Origin of the sequence: Amycolatopsis orientalis DSM 43388 (assembly GCF_000411975.1) — a bacterium.
Classification (GTDB): domain Bacteria; phylum Actinomycetota; class Actinomycetes; order Mycobacteriales; family Pseudonocardiaceae; genus Amycolatopsis; species Amycolatopsis orientalis_D.
The window spans coordinates 18,349-33,846 of the sequence record NZ_ASXG01000152.1; the positions used below are offsets into that span (position 1 = coordinate 18,349).

The following is a 15,498-nucleotide window of genomic DNA, read 5'->3' on the forward strand; positions in this document are numbered from 1 at the left end:
GAACGCCGCCCCGCCGCAGGTGCTCACGAGCAGGAAACCCAGAAACAGCGGGTCTCTCAGGAGGAGCCGGAACTCGCCGCCGCCTCGCCGCCGATGTCGCGCTTCCGACGGCAGGCTCTCCGGCAACGCGGTCGCGGCGACGATCAGCAAGGCGGCGCCGATCCCGGCCAAGACGCCGAAGATGCCGCGCCAGCCGATGAGTGCCGCCAGCTGGCCGCCGATCACCGGGGCGACGATCGGCGCCAGCGCCCCGACGGTCGTCAGCAAGGCCAGCAGCCGCACCAATTCGACGCCCTCCGCGAGGTCTCGGGCAACGGCCAGCGACAGCACGATTCCGGCCGAACCGCACAGTCCTTGGAGGAATCTCGCCGCGAGCAGGACCTCGATCGACGGCGCGAACGCACACACCGCCGACAGCACAGCGAACAGCCCGATCCCGATCAGCAGCGGCCGCCGCCTGCCGAACCGGTCGCTCAGCGGGCCCACGACGAGCTGGCCGAACGCGAGGCCGAGCATGCACACCGACATGGTCGCCTGGGCGAGGCTCTCCCCGGCGCGGAGATCGTCGGCGAGCTGCGGGAGGGCGGGCAGGTAGAGGTCCATCGAGATCGGTCCGAAGACCTCCAGCAGACCCAGCACCACGGCCATCCGGAACGCCGCCGGGCGTTTCTTCGGCGGTGCTTCGGTTCGCGGCGGCTTCATCCGGTGCGCAGGATCCGGCGCAGCCACGAAAGCCGGGCCGCGACCGCGGACCGGGAAACCTCCGCGTCGGGGGAGAAACCGGCGAATCCGTGGTAGCCGCCCGCCCAGACGTGCAGTTCCGCCTGTCCGCCGGTGGCCCAGATCCGCAGCGCGTATTCGGTCGTCTCGTCGCGGAAGATCTCCGCGGCGCCGACGTCCAGATACGCGGGCGGGAGACCGGACAGGTCGGTCATCCGGGCCGGGACCGCGTACGGCGAGGCGGCGTCGGTGCCGCGCGCCGGGCCGAGCAGGGCGTCCCAGCCGGTGTCGTTGTTGTTGCGGTCCCACGCGCCGATTCCGTCGTACTGGCGGGCGGACACGGACTCGTTGCGGTCGTCCAGCATCGGGCACGCCAGCAGTTGCCCGGCCAGAGCCGGGCCGTTGCGATCCCGGGCCAGCAAGGCGACGCCCGCCGCGAGTCCGCCGCCTGCGCTGGCGCCGGTGACGACGATGCGTGCCGGGTCGATGCCGAGTTCGCCAGCATGGTCGACTGTCCACAACAGACCGGCGTAGCAGTCCTCGACGGCGGCCGGAGCCGGGTTTTCCGGAGCGAGCCGGTATTCCACCGAGAGGCCGACGGCGCCGAACCGCAGGACGTCGTCGATGAGGCCGTCCAGCCCGAAAAACCGGTTGCCCAGCACCATTCCGCCGCCGTGGATGCTGTACAGCGCGGGCGCGTCGGCGACTCCCGCGGCGGGGCGGACGACGGTGAGAACGATGTCGGGCGCGCCCTCGGGGCCGGGGACGGTGTGCTCGGTCAGCTCGACCGGGCGGTCGCCGACGATCTGCTCGGCGGGCGGGATGATCGACGCGAAATGCGCGCGGTTGGCCAGGATCGTGTCGGCGCGCAGCGGGATCCGCTCGACCAGGTCGAGGAACGCGGCGAGACCGGGTTCGAGTTCCGGGTCGTAGGGGACGGGAGGGACGCTCATCGGCCCGCCTTGCCGAAGATCCGGCGCAGCCAGGAATTCCGAGTTTCGAGCGCGGCCTTGCTGATCGGCCAGTCCGGCACGTACATGTCGAACCCGTGGAACGCGCCCGCCCACACGTGCAGTTCGGCCTGTCCGCCGGTGGCCCAGATCCGCAGCGCGTATTCGGTGTCCTCGTCGCGGAACGGTTCCGCGCTGCCGACCTCGATGAACGCGGGCGGCAGGTTGGACAGGTCGGTCGCGCGCGCCGGGGCGGCGTAGGGGGAGACGTCGTCGGTGCCGACCGCGTCGCCCAGCAGGGACTTCCAGCCCGCCAGGTTCGACTCGCGGGTCCACGTGCCGATGCCGGGGTACTGCTGGCTGGCGATCGTGGTGTTGCGGTCGTCGATCATCGGGCACAGCAGCAGCTGGCCCGCGATGGCCGGGCCGTTGCGGTCGCGGGCGAGCAGCGATACCGCCGCGGCGAGCCCGCCGCCCGCGCTGCCGCCCATCACCACGACGCGTGCCGGGTCGATGCCGAGTTCGTCGGCGTGCTCGACTGTCCACACCAGACCGGCGTAGCAGTCTTCGACCGGGGCGGGATGCGGGTGCTCGGGCGCGAGCCGGTATTCGACGTTCACCGCGACGACATTCAGCTCCAGCACCAAAGCCAGCAGCCGGCCCACGTCCATGTTGCGGTGGCCGACCATCATGCCGCCGCCGTGGATGTTGTAGAGAGCGGGCAGCGCGCCGTCGCGCTCGCGCGGGGACAGGACGGTGATTTCCAGGTCCGGCGCGCCTTCCGGGCCGGGGATGGTCCGCTCGACGACGGTCACCGGTGCCTCGCCGACGACTTCCGCGGCGGGCGGGAACATCTCGGCCATCGCGCGGCGCAGGCCGGGGATGGTCTCTCGAGTGAACGGCGGGGCGTCGGCCGGGACGATCTCGGCGAGCGCGGGCTCGATCTCCGGGTCGAACGGAACGGGGGGATAGGTCAAGGCAGCCTCCTGGGCCGGGCGGGCAAGCGGGGAGCGGTCCGTGAGGGGAACCTTGACGGAATCAGATTCCCTCACGTGCGGTGCGAACGCGGACGGTGGGTCAGGGCCCTTCCGGATCGACGGCGTCGCGGTCGGCCCAGAAGGGCTCCACCAGCGCGCGGATCTGCTCGGCTCCGACCTGCTCGACCAGCTCGACCGCGGCGAGGTTGTCCTCCAGCTGCGCCATCCGCGTCGCGCCGAAAAGGGTCGTGGCGTTGGCCGGATGCGTCAGCGTGAACGCGACCGCGAGCCGGGCCGCGCTGGTGCCGAGTTCCTCCGCGACCTTCCCGACCTGGAGCGCGTCGCGGACGATCCGCTCGCGGACGCCGCCGGGGTCGCGGCCGATCTCGCGGGTCAGCTCGGTGCGCCCGGCGAGGATCCCGCCTTCGAGGACGTCGGAGGCCTGCATGGCGAAACCGTCGGCGAAGAGCCGGGCGAACGGCTCGCCGTCCGGAATGGACCGGCGGCCGATGCTGTACTTCAGCTGCGCGATCTGCGGTCCCGGCACGTGCAGCGCTTCGGCGATTTCGCGCAGCCGCGCGATGTTCCCGGCCGACCAGTTGTTCACGCCCCACGCCCGGATCAGCCCGGAGCGGGCGAGCCCGGCGAGGTCTTCGACCAGGTCCTCCAGCGCGACGTCGGCTCGCCGCAGGTCGCCGAGAATCACCAGGTCGGCGACGTCGAAACCGCCGCGCAGGAACGCGTTTTCCAGCTGCGGCCGGAATCCCCGGTCGCCGAAGCCTTCGAGCCACAGCTTCGCCGAGACCAGGTAGTCCTCGCGCGGGATCCGGGCGGCGCGGATGATCGCGCTCCACAACACGTCGGTGAAGACCGGCGGGTGGCCGGGCATGCCGTAGACGCCGACGTCGAACAGGTTCACGCCGGCGTCGACCGCGGCGCGGACCATCGCGACGGCGTCGGCGAAATCCATCCGGTCGTAGGTGTGCCACGAACCGAGCGACAGCAGCGAAACGTCCAAACCGGACGTGCCGACCTTGCGGCGGGGCAGGGGCGAGGATGCGGACACGAGACCTCCTTGGCTCGGCGGGGGAACGGGGGTCAGGGGAGACGGGGGTCGACGACGGCTTTGGTCTCGTCGAGGCGGTGCATGGCCTCGATCCGCTCGCTCGCGCCGGACAGCCCGACCGGGCTGCCGAACAGCCGGTCCCACGGCATCCGGGCGGCGAACGAACCGAAGAATTCGATGGCGTGGTGGTAATCGGCGATGTCGCCGTTGAGCGAACCGACGACGGTCAGCTCCTTGCCCATCACCGTGCCGAGCGGGACCGGCGCGGGTTCCGGCCCGGTGCTGCCGACGATCGCGACCCGCCCGCGCTGCGCCGCCATCGCGACCGCCTCGCGGCCGATCGACGGCGCGCCGGCGAAGTCCAGTACGAGGTCGCCGCCGCGGCCGCCGGTGAGTTCGGCGACCCGTTCGACGATCGCGTCCGAGCCCCCGGCGACGTCGACCACCCCGTCCGCGCCGAATTCCTTCGCCAGCTCTAGCCGGGACGCGGGAGCGCCGACGGTGATGACGCGGCCCGCCCCGCTCAGCTGCGCGACGGCGGTCGCGAAGAGGCCCAACGCGCCGGATCCCTGCACCACGACGCGAGATCCGGGCCGGACGCCGCCGACCCGGTCGAACGCGCGCAGCACGGTTTTCGCCGCGCATCCGGCCATCGCGGCCCAGGTGTCGGGCACCTCGGCGGGCAGCAGCAGCTTCGCCGCGCCCGGGACGACGTAGGCGTATTCGCACAGTCCGGCGGTCGCGAACGGCGCGACGTCGGACCGCTGCAGAAATCCGTAGCCGCGGTGCGCGCACGCGACCGGTTCGCGCAGCACAGTACAGCCGTAGCACTCGCCGCAGGTGGATTCCGACCAGCCGATCCGGGACCCGACCGCGACCGGGCGGCCGAGCGCGTCGCGCGTGTCGGGTCCGGTCGCCACCACCTCGCCGACCATTTCGTGGCCCAGCACCATCGGCAGCATGCCCGGGAAACTCATCTTCCCGGACCAGATCTCCACGTCCGTGCCGCACAGCGTCGCGCACGAGACGCGGACCAGCGCCGCGCCGGCTTCGAGCTCGGCGGGCAGCGGGAGTTCGGTCAGCTCCAGCGGCGCGCCGTGCTCGGTCAGCACCGCGGCGCGGGTGGATGTCGGGACGGTCATGGGAAACCTTTCCGGGGACTGGCGGGCCCGGCGGGGCCGTGTGATGGGTTAGTCTACGGACGTCGACAAAAATGTCGAGTCCCCGAATCCCTCCAGGAGCGCCTGTGCCGACCTCAGTTGCGGATCTCGTCTTGCGGGCAGCGGCGGTGCACACCATGGCCGGTGCCGCGCCCGCGACCGCGCTGGCCGTCCGGGACGGACGCGTGCTGCGCGCCGGAACCGACGCGCAGCTGCGGGAGCTGATCGGCCCCGGCACGAAAGTGCTCGACCTCGGCGGCCGCGCGGTGCTGCCGGGCATCAACGACGCGCACCTGCACGGGACCTGGCTCGGCGCGCTGTGGCCGGACACCCTCTTCGCCGAGGACGACGGCGGGCCCGGGCCCGGTCCGGAAAAGCCGCTGCGCACCGCTGCCGAACGCCGGGCGGCCATTCTGCGTGCGGGCGAAATCCTGGCCGCGCTGGGCATTACGAGCTACACCGAACCCGGCCTCGGCCCGGGGGAGGACGACGGGCACCTCGGCGCGTTCGGCATGTCCGTCGTGGAGCAGTACCGGCAGCTGGCCGCCGAAGGACTGCTGCGGGCCCGGGTGACCGCGCTCTGGCTGTACGGCGAACTGGACGGCCCGAGCACGCTGAAAAACTTCCGCGCCGGACTGGCCACAGTGGACAGACGGGGTCCGGATCCGCGCCGGTTGAACTTCCGCGGCGTGAAGATCTTCGCCGACGGCATCCCGCCGATGCGCTCGGCCTACACCCGCCACTGCTACGCCGACGGCAGCCACGCGCACCTGCTCGTCGGCGGCGCGGACGACCCGGAGCGCGAGGAGAACTTCACCCGGATGGTCCGCACCGCGCACGAGGCCGGGCTGCAGGTCGGCGTGCACGCGACCGGCGACCGGGCGATCGAGCTGATGCTGGACGCCGTCGAACGGGCCCGCGAGGAGCGCGACGTCGACCTCGGGCACTACGTGATCCACGGCGACCTGGTGAACCCGGCGCAGCTGAAGCGGATGGCCCGGCTGGGGGTCGGGCTGTCCGCGCAGGCCGGGATCGCGGTGCGGACCGCGTCGGTGGTCGACGCGGCGCTCGGGCCGGGCAGTTCGGACACCGCGTGGCCGCTGCGGGAGGCGCTGGACGCCGGAATCCCGCTGTGCCTGACGTCCGACGCGCCGGTGCTGCCGCCGGACTGGCGCAGGGAAATCGCGGCCGCGGACCAGTGGATGGGCCCGGCCGAGGACGTGCGGGAGCGGATGGAAACCCTGCTGCGCTGCTACACCGTGCACCCCGCCCAGCAGGACGGCGCCGCCTCGTGGAAGGGCACGCTCGAGCCGGGCATGGCAGCCGATTTGTGCGTGCTGTCCGCGGATCCGTTCGCGGTGACCCCTGCCGAGCTGCCCGACGTCGAAGTCGACCTGACTGTCCTGGATGGACAGATCGTCTACGAACGCTCTCCCCGCACGATCGCCTGACGTCCGTGAAGGGCTCCTTGCGGGAATCTAATTCCCGCAAGGAGCCCTTCACGGACCTGGCCGGGGCCGGTGCGGTTTGTGGCGGGTCGGCGGGCGCGCGGGTTGGTTGTCCGTGAGGGGAACCTTCACGGAATCTGATTCCCGCAGGGTTCCCTTCACGGACAGCCGGCTCAGGTGAGCAGCTGGCCGCCGTCGACCGGGAGGCTGGTGCCGGTGATGTGGGCGGCGGCCGGGCTCGCCAGGAACACCACGGCTGCGGCGACGTCCTCGACCGCGGCCATCCGGCCGTCCGGGATCCGCGCCACCCACGCGTCGTGCGCGGGCGAGCCGGGCGGCATCGCGGCGGCGAGCATCGGCGTCGCCACCGGGCCCGGGGCGACCGCGTTCACCCGGATCTGGTGCTCCGCCAGTTCGATGGCCGCCCAGCGGGTCAGCGCGTCCACCGCTGCCTTGCTGCTTTCGTACCCGCCCATGCCCGGCGTCGGCTGCCGTCCGCCGATCGAAGACAGGTTCACCACCACGCCCGGTGCCCGGCGTTCGACCATTCGGCGGGCGACCAGCTGCGTCATCAGGAACGTGCCGTGCACGTTGGTCGAAAGAATGCGCAGCAGGTCCGCACCGGGCAGGTTCAGCAGCCGGCCGTGGACGCTGAGCAGACCGGCGTTGTTGACCAGGACGTCGACCGGGCCGACCTCGTCGAGCGCGGCGGAGATCGCCGTCTCGTCGGTGATGTCGAGCCGGATTCCGCGCCCGCCAAGCGGTTTGGCGGCTTCTTCGGCGCCGTCGAGATCGGCGAGGACCACGGAATCGCCAGCCTCGGCGAAGGCGGCGCCGATCGCGCGGCCGATGCCGCCGGCGCCTCCGGTGATCAGCACGGTACGGGCAGCGGGCATCGTCGTTTCCTTTCGCCGGGAGCGGGGTTCGCGAGCTTATAGTATACAAGCGTAGAAAATAAATCCCTTGACTCGCAGGAGGAATCGTGACGACCGATCGACCTGGGCTGGGCCCGGCGTTCCCGCGCGTGCCGGCGTTGTCGCTCGGCTCGTGGAACACCTGGGACCGGATGGAATTCGGCGACGCGGTCGCGCTGATCGCGCGCGCGGCCGAGCTCGGGCTCGCCTTCTTCGACGTCGCGCACTACGACATGGGGCCGCACGCCGAGGGATCCACGACCGATCAGATCTTCGGCCGTGCGGTGCGCGAGGCCGGTCTCGCCCGGGAAGACTGGCTCTACTGCGGAAAACTCTGGCTCTGGGACTACCCGAACGTCGGCTTCGCGCAGCAGATGACCACCTCGCTGGAACGCGTCGGCGTCGAATCGGCCGACCTGGTCGTGGTCGGCGACTACTTCGGGGAACTCGACCTCGAACGGGTCGTCGCGGACGTCGCCGAGCAGATGGCCGCTGGCCGGTTCCGCGCGTGGGGCGTGAACAACTGGCGCATTGACGATCTCCGCACAGTTATCGCCATTGCGCGCAAACAGGGCGTCGAGCCGCCGTCTTTCGCGCAGCTGAAGTACGGGCTCGCGCGCCGGTCGATGGCCGAAGGCGAATTCTATGCGCCACTGTTCGCTTCCGGAGAGTTGACGCTGCAGGCGTCGGACATTTTCGAGGGGGGCCTGCTCGTCGGGAATGTGAAGCCGAATCGCAAGATCGGCGCGGATGTCGGTGGCATCCGGGAGAAGATCGCCGCCGCCTGGCCGACGGTGCAGCGGATCGCGAGCGAACTGGACGCGTCGCCGGCGCAGCTGGGAATCGCGTTCTGTCTGGCGAATCCCGCGACTGCCAACGTTCTGGTCGGCGTCTCGCGGCTGGCGCAGCTGGAGGACAACGCGGGCGCGCTCGCCTTGCTGGAACGCGTCGGCGCGGACCGGATCCGCGAGCTGACCAGACAGTTGTGGCTCGATCGCGAAGTCGCCGCCGACGGAACCTGGTGAAGGGGCTGGTGTTTTTAGTCGACGTGCGTAGACTAAAGCTTCCCGGGGTGCCCGGAGAGACGCCCCCGACGCCGTGAGGAGCCGCCACATGACGAAACCAGCGCCGGATCGCATCGTCGACATCGCCATCGGGTACATGGGCGCGAAGCAGTTGTTCGCCGCCTCGCGGATCGGCTTGTTCCGCGCCCTCGCCGACGGTCCGCGGACGGCGCCGGAACTCGCCGCCGCCACCGGCAAGAGCGAGCAGCTGACCCGGATTCTCGCCGACGCGATGAACGCGCGCGGCCTGCTGGAGCGCACCGACGGCCGCTACGAGCTGGCCGAGGACGCGCGCGAGTACCTGGGCGGGGACGGGGTCACGGATCTGGCGCCGTTCCTGACCTTCCTCAATGAAATCAGCTACGGCCACTGGCTCCAGTTCGACACCACTGTGGACAGTGCCAAACCGGGCGACCTCCAGATGGACGAGGGCCGCTGGGCGACTTTCATGGCGGGCGTCATGCGCTACAACGCGCTGCACGCGTCGATGCTCGCGCGCGGCTTCGATTTCTCGCCCTACCGGAACCTGCTCGATCTGGGCGGATTGTCGCCGGAATTCGCGATCGGCGCGTTGCGGGCGAATCCCGCACTGACCGCTCGTTTCGTTTTCGCCCCCGAGTCCACCCAAGGCATCACCGACGCGGTGAATGCGGCCGGGTGCGCGGATCGCACGAGCATCGATCCCGCGCCGACCGAATCCGCGGCACCGGGCGGCGAGCACGATCTGGTGATGGTGAACCACGTAGTGCACCGGTTCACCGCGGAGCAGAACCGGAAGATCCTGGCCAACGCGCGCGCCGCCGCGGCGGACGGAGCGACGTTGCTGCTGCTGGACTTCTTCCTCGACGACGAGGAACGGCAGCGGCCGATCGACGCGTTGCATGCGGGGGAGTACTTCGTGATCGACGGAACCGTCGTCTATCCGGAGGCGGAAGTCCGCGCCTGGCTGGACGGGGCGGGATGGCGCGTGTGCGATGTCCTCGCGCTGCCGGGAAGCCCGCGCGTTCTGGTCGCCGACGCCGTCTGAAAACGCCCGGGAGGGCCGGGAGATAACGAACGCCTCCGGCCCGTTGATTTTTTAGCCGACAATCGTAGACTATCCCGCACCACGGCGAGCCGGGCCGCATTCGAAGGCGCGCCGTTCCCGGCGGGGCGCCGAGCGATCCCGCCGGCGGTCCAGCACCCTGAGAGAGGGACTCAATGACGAGGAGAAGGACAGCGGCGTTGTTCGCGGCGGCCGCCGCGGCGCTGCTCGCGATCGCCGGATGCACCGGCTCGGGCGCCGCCGGGGCAGGCGCGGGCACCGACGAGCTGAAGGCGGGCGTGTTCCTCGACGTGACGTCGTGGGACCCGGCCAACGCCGACATCGGCTTCGACGGCCCGTACCTGTCCGCCGTCTACGACCCGCTGGTCGCGTTGGACAAGGACGCCAAGCCGATCCCCGCGCTCGCGAAGTCGTGGGACTGGTCGGCCGACCGGCTGACGCTGACCCTGCACCTGCGCGACGACGTCGCGTTCGACGACGGCCAGAAGTTCGACGCCGCCGCCGCGGTCGAGAACCTCAACCACCTCAAGTCCGGCACCCGGTCCGGCCAGGCCTACATCGACGTGCGGAGCGTCGAGGCCAAGGACGCCTCGACCGTCGTCCTCCATCTGTCCGAACGCGACGACGCGCTGCTGTACTTCATGGGCCTCGGCCGCAGCTGGATGGCCTCGCCCAAGGCGATCAAGGCCAACTCGCTCGCCAACGGCCCGGACGGCTCCGGCCCGTACACGTTCGACAAGGCGTCTTCGCAACCGCAGTCGCAGTACGTCTTCAAGAAGCGCCCGAAGCACTGGGACAGCGCGACATACCCGTTCCCGACCGTGCGGCTGTTCCCGATCACCGACCAGGCGGCGAGCTTCAACGCGATGCTGTCCGGTCAGCTGAACGTCCAGTTCGCCAACGCCGCGAACCTGCCCAAGGCCCAGCAGAACGGCTGGAACGTCGCGAAGAAGCCGGCGTCCTGGGTGGGCGTGCAGTTCGCCGACCGCACCGGCAGCCAGGTGAAGGCGCTCGGCGACCAGCGCGTGCGGCAGGCGATCTCCTACGCCTTCGACGCGGCCGGGATCCTCAAAGCGGTCGGCAACGACGCCGGCACGGTCACCGACCAGCTGTGGCCGAGCGGCAGCGCGGTCTACGACCCGGCGGGCAACAGCAAGTACAAGACCGACCTCGCGAAGGCCAAGCAACTGCTCGCCGAAGCCGGGTACGGAGGCGGGTTCAGCCTGAAGATGCCGATGTCCACGATCTTCCAGGCGTGGCAGCCCGCCGCCGAGCAGACGTTCGGGCAGCTGGGCATCAAGGTCGACTGGCAGAACATGTCGATGCCGGACTACCAGAAGAACGCGCCGACCTACCCGATGTTCCTCGCGGTGATCGCGATGGACGGCAACGACATGGCCACGCTGACCGACCAGGTCACGTCGAAGCAGTGGTACAACCCCAATCCGTCGGTGGACGCCTTCCCGGAGGTGAAGGCGCTCGTGCAGAAGGCGGAACAGGCCCCGCCGGGCCCGGAGCAGACCGCGGCGCTCAAGCAGCTCAACACGAAGCTCGTGGACCTCGCCTGGTGGGACGTCTGGTACCAGGCCGACAACCTCTACTTCAGCGTCAAGGGCATCACCGTCACGCCGATCACCGGCATGATGTTCCCGACGCTGCGGTTCATCCAGCGCGGCTGACGCGCCCGTCGTCCCGGGGCCCGATCCGTTGTGGAGGGACAGCGCCCCGGGAAGGAGCCGGAACATGCTCACATTCATCGTCAAACGCCTGGTGTCCGGGATCCTGCTGCTCGTGCTCGTCACGAGCGGCACGTTCTTCCTGGCGCACGCGGCGGTGGGGGACCCGACCGCCGGGCTGCTCGGCAACAGCGCGACCCCCGCGCAGCAGGCGGCGCTGCGCGCCCAGATCGGGTACGACCGGCCGCTGCTCGCCCAGTTCTGGGACTGGCTGTCGCACGCGGCCACCGGAGATTTCGGGACTTCCTGGCGGAATTTCCAGCCGGTCGGCGAGCAGATCGCGCTGCGCGTGCCGGTGACGCTGTCGGTGGTGATCGCCGCGACCGTGCTCGCCGCGATCCTCGGCGTGCTCGTCGGCGTCCTGTGCGGGTTGCGGCCCGGCGGCGTCGTCGACCGCGTGCTGAAGCTCGCCTCGGTGGTGCTGTTCGCGCTGCCCGGGTTCTGGGTCAGCCTCGTGCTGGTCACCTGGTTCGCGATCCAGCTGCAGTGGTTCCCCGCGGTCGGCTACGTGTCGCCGGACCAGTCGTTCGCCGGCTGGCTGCGCTCGATCGCGCTGCCGTCGATCTCGCTGTCGCTCGGCGCGATCGTGATGATCGCCGAACAGCTCCGCAACGGCTTTCTCCAGGTCGCGAACAAGGACTTCGTCCGCACGCTGCGGGCGCGCGGCCTGTCGTCGCGCCGGGTCACCACGCACGTGCTGCGCAACGCGTCGCCGTCCGCGCTGACCGTGCTGGCGCTGATGTTCGTGGGCCTGCTCGGCGGCGCGGTCGTCGTGGAGATCGTCTTCAACCTGCCCGGGATCGGAAGCCTGACGCAGTCGGCGTCGCAGATCGGCGACATCCCGGTGCTGCTCGGCCTGACCGCGGTGACCGTCGTGTTCGTCGTGATCGTCAACTTCCTGCTCGACCTCGTGCTCGGGTGGGTCAACCCGAAGGTGCGCGACCGATGACCGCTGCCCCGTTCCCCGCCCAGCTCGCTCCGGTGAAGCGGATTTCCTTGCTGCGCCGGTACTTCCGCCGTCCGATCGGCGTGGTCGCACTCGTCGTGTTCGCGCTGATCGTGCTGGCCGCGGTGTTCGCTCCGTGGCTGGCCCCGTACGACCCGAACCACGTCGACTTCGCGCTCACCCACGCCGAACCCGGCAACGGGCATCTGCTCGGCGGCGACTCCGCCGGACGCGACATCCTGAGCCGGCTGCTCTACGGCGCGCGGACCACGCTGTACGGCGGCCTGATCACCTGCGTCACCGGGATCGTGCTCGGCGTCCCGACCGGAGTGGTCGCCGGGTACTTCGGCGGAGCCACCGACCGGATCTGCTCGTGGATCAGCGACGCGCTGCAGTCGGTGCCCGGCATGATCGTGCTGCTGGTCGTCGCGGCCGGCACCGGCCAGGACTTCACCGTGCTGATGATCGCACTCGGCGTGTTCCTCTCGCCCGGCTACTACCGGATCACCCGCGCCCGCGCGCTGACCGTCCGCCGGGAGCCCTACATCGACGCCGCGCGCGTCGCCGGGGTCGGCACGCTGCGGATCCTGCGCACGCACCTGCTGCGCGCGGTGTACGCGCCGATCATCGTGCAGACCGCGCTCACCGCCGGGCTCGCCATCGGCATGCAGGCCGGTCTGCAGTTCCTCGGGATCGGTGCGGCGTCGACGCCCAGCTGGGGCCAGACGATGAACGACGGCTTCCTGAACATGCTGACGTACCCGCTGATCCTGCTGTGGCCGTCGATCGCGCTGGGCGTGACGATCGCCGCCCTCGCGTTCATCGGCTCGACGCTCGCCGACCTGGTCAGCGTCCGCGCCGAACAGCCGACCCGCCGCAGCCGGGCTCGGGTGCGGGAAGCGCTCGCGGCGCCTGCCCCGGATGCGTTGCCGGGTAACGCGGTTTCGGGCAGTCACGAGCACGCGGCGGCGGATTGCGCGCTGCGGATCGAAAACCTGCGGGTCGGCTACGCGACCGACAAGGGCATCAAGGAGGTCGTGCGCGGGGTGTCGCTGGACGCGGCGCCTGGAGAGGTCCTCGGGATCGTCGGCGAATCCGGGTCCGGCAAGACGCAGACGGTGTTCTCGGTGCTCGACCTGCTGCCGCCGGGCGGGACCGCGGTCGCGGACGGGATCTGGGTCGGCGGCCGCGAGGTCGGGAACGCGGCGGAGCGGGCGAAACTGCTCGGCCGCGAGATCGGGTACGTGCCGCAGGAACCGATGACGAACCTCGACCCGTGCTACCGGATCGGACACCAGCTCGTCGAACCGCTGCGGCGCGTGCACGGGCTGGACAAGGCGGCCGCGAAGAAGCGGGCGCGCGAGGTCCTGGTGCGCGTCGGACTCACCGACCCGGACCGGGTCATGGCGAGCTATCCGCACCAGATCTCCGGCGGCATGGCGCAGCGCGTGCTGATCGCCGGCGCGGTGGCCGGGCGGCCGTCGCTGCTGGTCGCCGACGAGCCGACGACCGCGCTGGACGTCACGGTGCAGGCCGAGGTGCTGGAGCTGCTGCGCGAACTGCAGGCCGAGTACGGGATGGCACTGGTGATCGTGACGCACAACTTCGGCGTCGTGGCCGACATCTGCGACCGCGTCGTGGTGATGAAGGACGGCCGGATCGTGGAAACCGGTCCGGTGGAACAGATCTTCCGCGCGCCTGAGGACCCCTGCACCGCCGAGCTGATCAGCGCGTCGCTGGACGACACCGAAGGACGGGACGAGTTGGACGCGGCCTGGGAACAGCGCGGCCTTGCCCACGCGGCCGGCGAGGAGGCCGGGCGATGACCGGGGTGGCGCCGCTGCTGACGATCGAGGACCTGGTCGTCGACTACCGGCTCAGCCGCCGGGTCCGGTTTCGGGCGCTGAAAGGGATTTCGCTCGACGTGAAGCCCGGCGAATGCGTCGGGCTGGTCGGCGAGAGCGGCTCGGGAAAGTCCACTTTGGGCAAAGCCGTGCTGGGTCTCGCCGCGCCGGAGTCCGGCCGGATCACCTTCGACGGCGAGGACATCACGCACGCCCGGGGCGCGGCCCGGCGGCGGCTGGCCAGCGACCTCCAGGTGGTGTTCCAGGACCCGTACGGTTCGCTGGACCCGACCATGACCGTCGGCGAAGTCCTCGCCGAACCGCTCGTGGTGGCCGGCACCTCGCGCGCGGACGCCCGGACGCTGGTCGCGGACATGCTCGACCGGGTGCGCCTGCCCGCCGACGCGGTGCACCGGTACCCGGCAGAGTTCTCCGGCGGCCAGCGGCAGCGCATCGCGATCGCGCGGGCACTGGTCCGCCGCCCGCGGCTGGTCGTGTGCGACGAGCCGGTGAGCGCGCTCGACCTGACCACGCAGGCGACGATCCTGGACCTGTTCCTGGAACTGCAGCGCGAGACCGGGGTGTCGTACCTGTTCGTCTCGCACGACCTCGGGGTGGTGCACCGGATCTGCCACCGGGTCTCCGTGCTGTATCAAGGAGAGATCGTGGAATCCGGGCCGACGGCTTCGATCACCCGCACCCCGGAGCATCCGTACACGCGGCGGCTGCTGCTGGCCGCTCCGGTGGCCGACCCCGCCCGGCAGGCCGAGAGACGGGCGGCTCGGCTGGGGCTCGGGTAAGCGCGCCTTTCCATCCGCCCGGGCCGCGGCTCGTTGCCGCGCCCCGATTCCGGGCTCGCCGCTCCCGCGGGCGGTCGAGCAGGGGCACCTCCGTCGCGGGAGAAAACGGGTTAGAGTCTGTAACCATGCCGAAGGTCATCGATCACGATCAGCGACGACGGGAGATCGTCGAGGTCGCCAAAAAGCTGATCATCGAAGGCGGGTTCGAGGCCGCCACGATGCGCAGCATCGTCACCGCGGCCGGGTTCGCGAACGGTGCCCTCAAGCACTACTTCCCCAGCAAGGACAGCATCATCGCGGCTACGTTCGAGAGCGTGCTGCAGGAGACCTCGCAGCGGATGTCCGAGCTGGATCCCTCGCTGGGGCCGGTGGAGTCGCTGCGCGGGTTCGTCGAGGCGGCTATTCCGTTCGACGAGCATCAGATCGCCTCGGCTCGGGTGCTGCTCGTGCTGTGGGAGCATTCCGTGGCGAACCCGGATCTCGCCCGGCAGTACCGGGATTTGCTGGACACCTGGCGGGCGGAGCTGACGGTGCGGATCGCGGCTGCCCGGGGGAAGGGGGAGCCTGCCGATGCTCCGGCTATCGGGGTGCTGGCGGATGAGATCATCGCGGTGTCCATCGGGGCTAATGTGACGAGTTTGATGCATCCGGTGGGGAAGGTCGCGGGGCGTTATCGGGCTTATGTGGACGGGTTGATGGCTCGGATCGGGGGGTGAGCCGTTCGGGGCGGCTCGTCGCCCTGGCGGGCGACATTGCGCCTTGTCCGGCGTGGGGCACCCCGAAGCTTGATTGTGCTGACGGTCTTGGGGTGCTTGTCAAGGCGGGAAA

At 70.6% G+C, this 15,498-nt stretch carries 13 protein-coding genes and 1 pseudogene; 8 read left to right on the forward strand and 6 right to left on the reverse strand.

The genetic code is table 11. The features are described from left to right. Positions 1–15 precede the first annotated feature (15 nt). The 5 genes and pseudogenes from L942_RS45610 to L942_RS30345 all read right to left on the reverse strand — a co-directional run. Positions 16–702, reverse strand: a pseudogene (locus L942_RS45610) (Bcr/CflA family efflux MFS transporter); the annotation flags it as partial. Next, positions 699–1,673: an alpha/beta hydrolase fold domain-containing protein gene (locus tag L942_RS30330; protein WP_037367137.1), complete on the reverse strand. Its 975-nt coding sequence runs from the start codon at positions 1,671–1,673 to the stop codon at positions 699–701. The pseudogene L942_RS45610 and the gene L942_RS30330, both read right to left, overlap by 4 nt. Then, positions 1,670–2,647, reverse strand: a complete 978-nt coding sequence (locus tag L942_RS30335) for an alpha/beta hydrolase (RefSeq protein WP_037367138.1) — start codon at positions 2,645–2,647, stop codon at positions 1,670–1,672. The genes L942_RS30330 and L942_RS30335 overlap by 4 nt, the downstream gene beginning before the upstream one ends. A gap of 100 nt (positions 2,648–2,747) precedes the next feature. Further along, the gene (locus L942_RS30340) at positions 2,748–3,713 is read right to left on the reverse strand and encodes an aldo/keto reductase (RefSeq protein WP_037367139.1); all 966 of its coding nucleotides are present in this window, start codon (positions 3,711–3,713) and stop codon (positions 2,748–2,750) included. Between the two features lie 32 nt (positions 3,714–3,745). Next, positions 3,746–4,855, reverse strand: coding sequence for a zinc-binding dehydrogenase (locus tag L942_RS30345; protein ID WP_037367140.1), 1,110 nt, complete (start codon positions 4,853–4,855; stop codon positions 3,746–3,748). A gap of 104 nt (positions 4,856–4,959) precedes the next feature. Between L942_RS30345 and L942_RS30350 the strand changes: the two genes are divergently transcribed. Next, complete coding sequence (locus L942_RS30350) at positions 4,960–6,324, forward strand: amidohydrolase (RefSeq protein WP_200862973.1); 1,365 nt, start codon at positions 4,960–4,962, stop codon at positions 6,322–6,324. A gap of 170 nt (positions 6,325–6,494) precedes the next feature. Here L942_RS30350 and L942_RS30355 read toward each other — a convergent pair whose 3' ends face one another. Beyond that, positions 6,495–7,217, reverse strand: a complete 723-nt coding sequence (locus L942_RS30355) for an SDR family NAD(P)-dependent oxidoreductase (protein ID WP_081655295.1) — start codon at positions 7,215–7,217, stop codon at positions 6,495–6,497. Between the two features lie 86 nt (positions 7,218–7,303). Between L942_RS30355 and L942_RS30360 the strand changes: the two genes are divergently transcribed. The 7 genes from L942_RS30360 to L942_RS30390 all read left to right on the forward strand — a co-directional run bounded on the left by L942_RS30360 (position 7,304) and on the right by L942_RS30390 (position 15,386). Continuing rightward, entirely contained in the window at positions 7,304–8,260 is a 957-nt protein-coding gene (locus L942_RS30360; protein ID WP_037367141.1) for an aldo/keto reductase, read from the forward strand. An 88-nt stretch (positions 8,261–8,348) separates the two neighbouring features. Next, positions 8,349–9,326: a methyltransferase family protein gene (locus L942_RS30365; protein ID WP_037367142.1), complete on the forward strand. Its 978-nt coding sequence runs from the start codon at positions 8,349–8,351 to the stop codon at positions 9,324–9,326. A 173-nt stretch (positions 9,327–9,499) separates the two neighbouring features. Continuing rightward, complete coding sequence (locus L942_RS30370; protein WP_037367143.1) at positions 9,500–11,023, forward strand: ABC transporter substrate-binding protein; 1,524 nt, start codon at positions 9,500–9,502, stop codon at positions 11,021–11,023. A gap of 64 nt (positions 11,024–11,087) precedes the next feature. Continuing rightward, positions 11,088–12,029, forward strand: a complete 942-nt coding sequence (locus L942_RS30375; protein WP_037367144.1) for an ABC transporter permease — start codon at positions 11,088–11,090, stop codon at positions 12,027–12,029. Further along, a complete protein-coding gene (locus tag L942_RS30380) occupies positions 12,026–13,852 on the forward strand; it encodes a dipeptide/oligopeptide/nickel ABC transporter permease/ATP-binding protein (RefSeq protein WP_037367145.1) in 1,827 nt (608 codons plus the stop codon). Before L942_RS30375 ends, L942_RS30380 begins: the two co-directional genes overlap by 4 nt. Further along, positions 13,849–14,670 (forward strand): ABC transporter ATP-binding protein, encoded by an 822-nt coding sequence (locus L942_RS30385; protein ID WP_037367146.1) that lies wholly within the window; start codon positions 13,849–13,851, stop codon positions 14,668–14,670. Before L942_RS30380 ends, L942_RS30385 begins: the two co-directional genes overlap by 4 nt. Before the next feature lie 125 nt (positions 14,671–14,795). Beyond that, a complete protein-coding gene (locus L942_RS30390; RefSeq protein WP_037367147.1) occupies positions 14,796–15,386 on the forward strand; it encodes a TetR/AcrR family transcriptional regulator in 591 nt (196 codons plus the stop codon). The last annotated feature ends 112 nt before the right edge of the window (positions 15,387–15,498 follow it).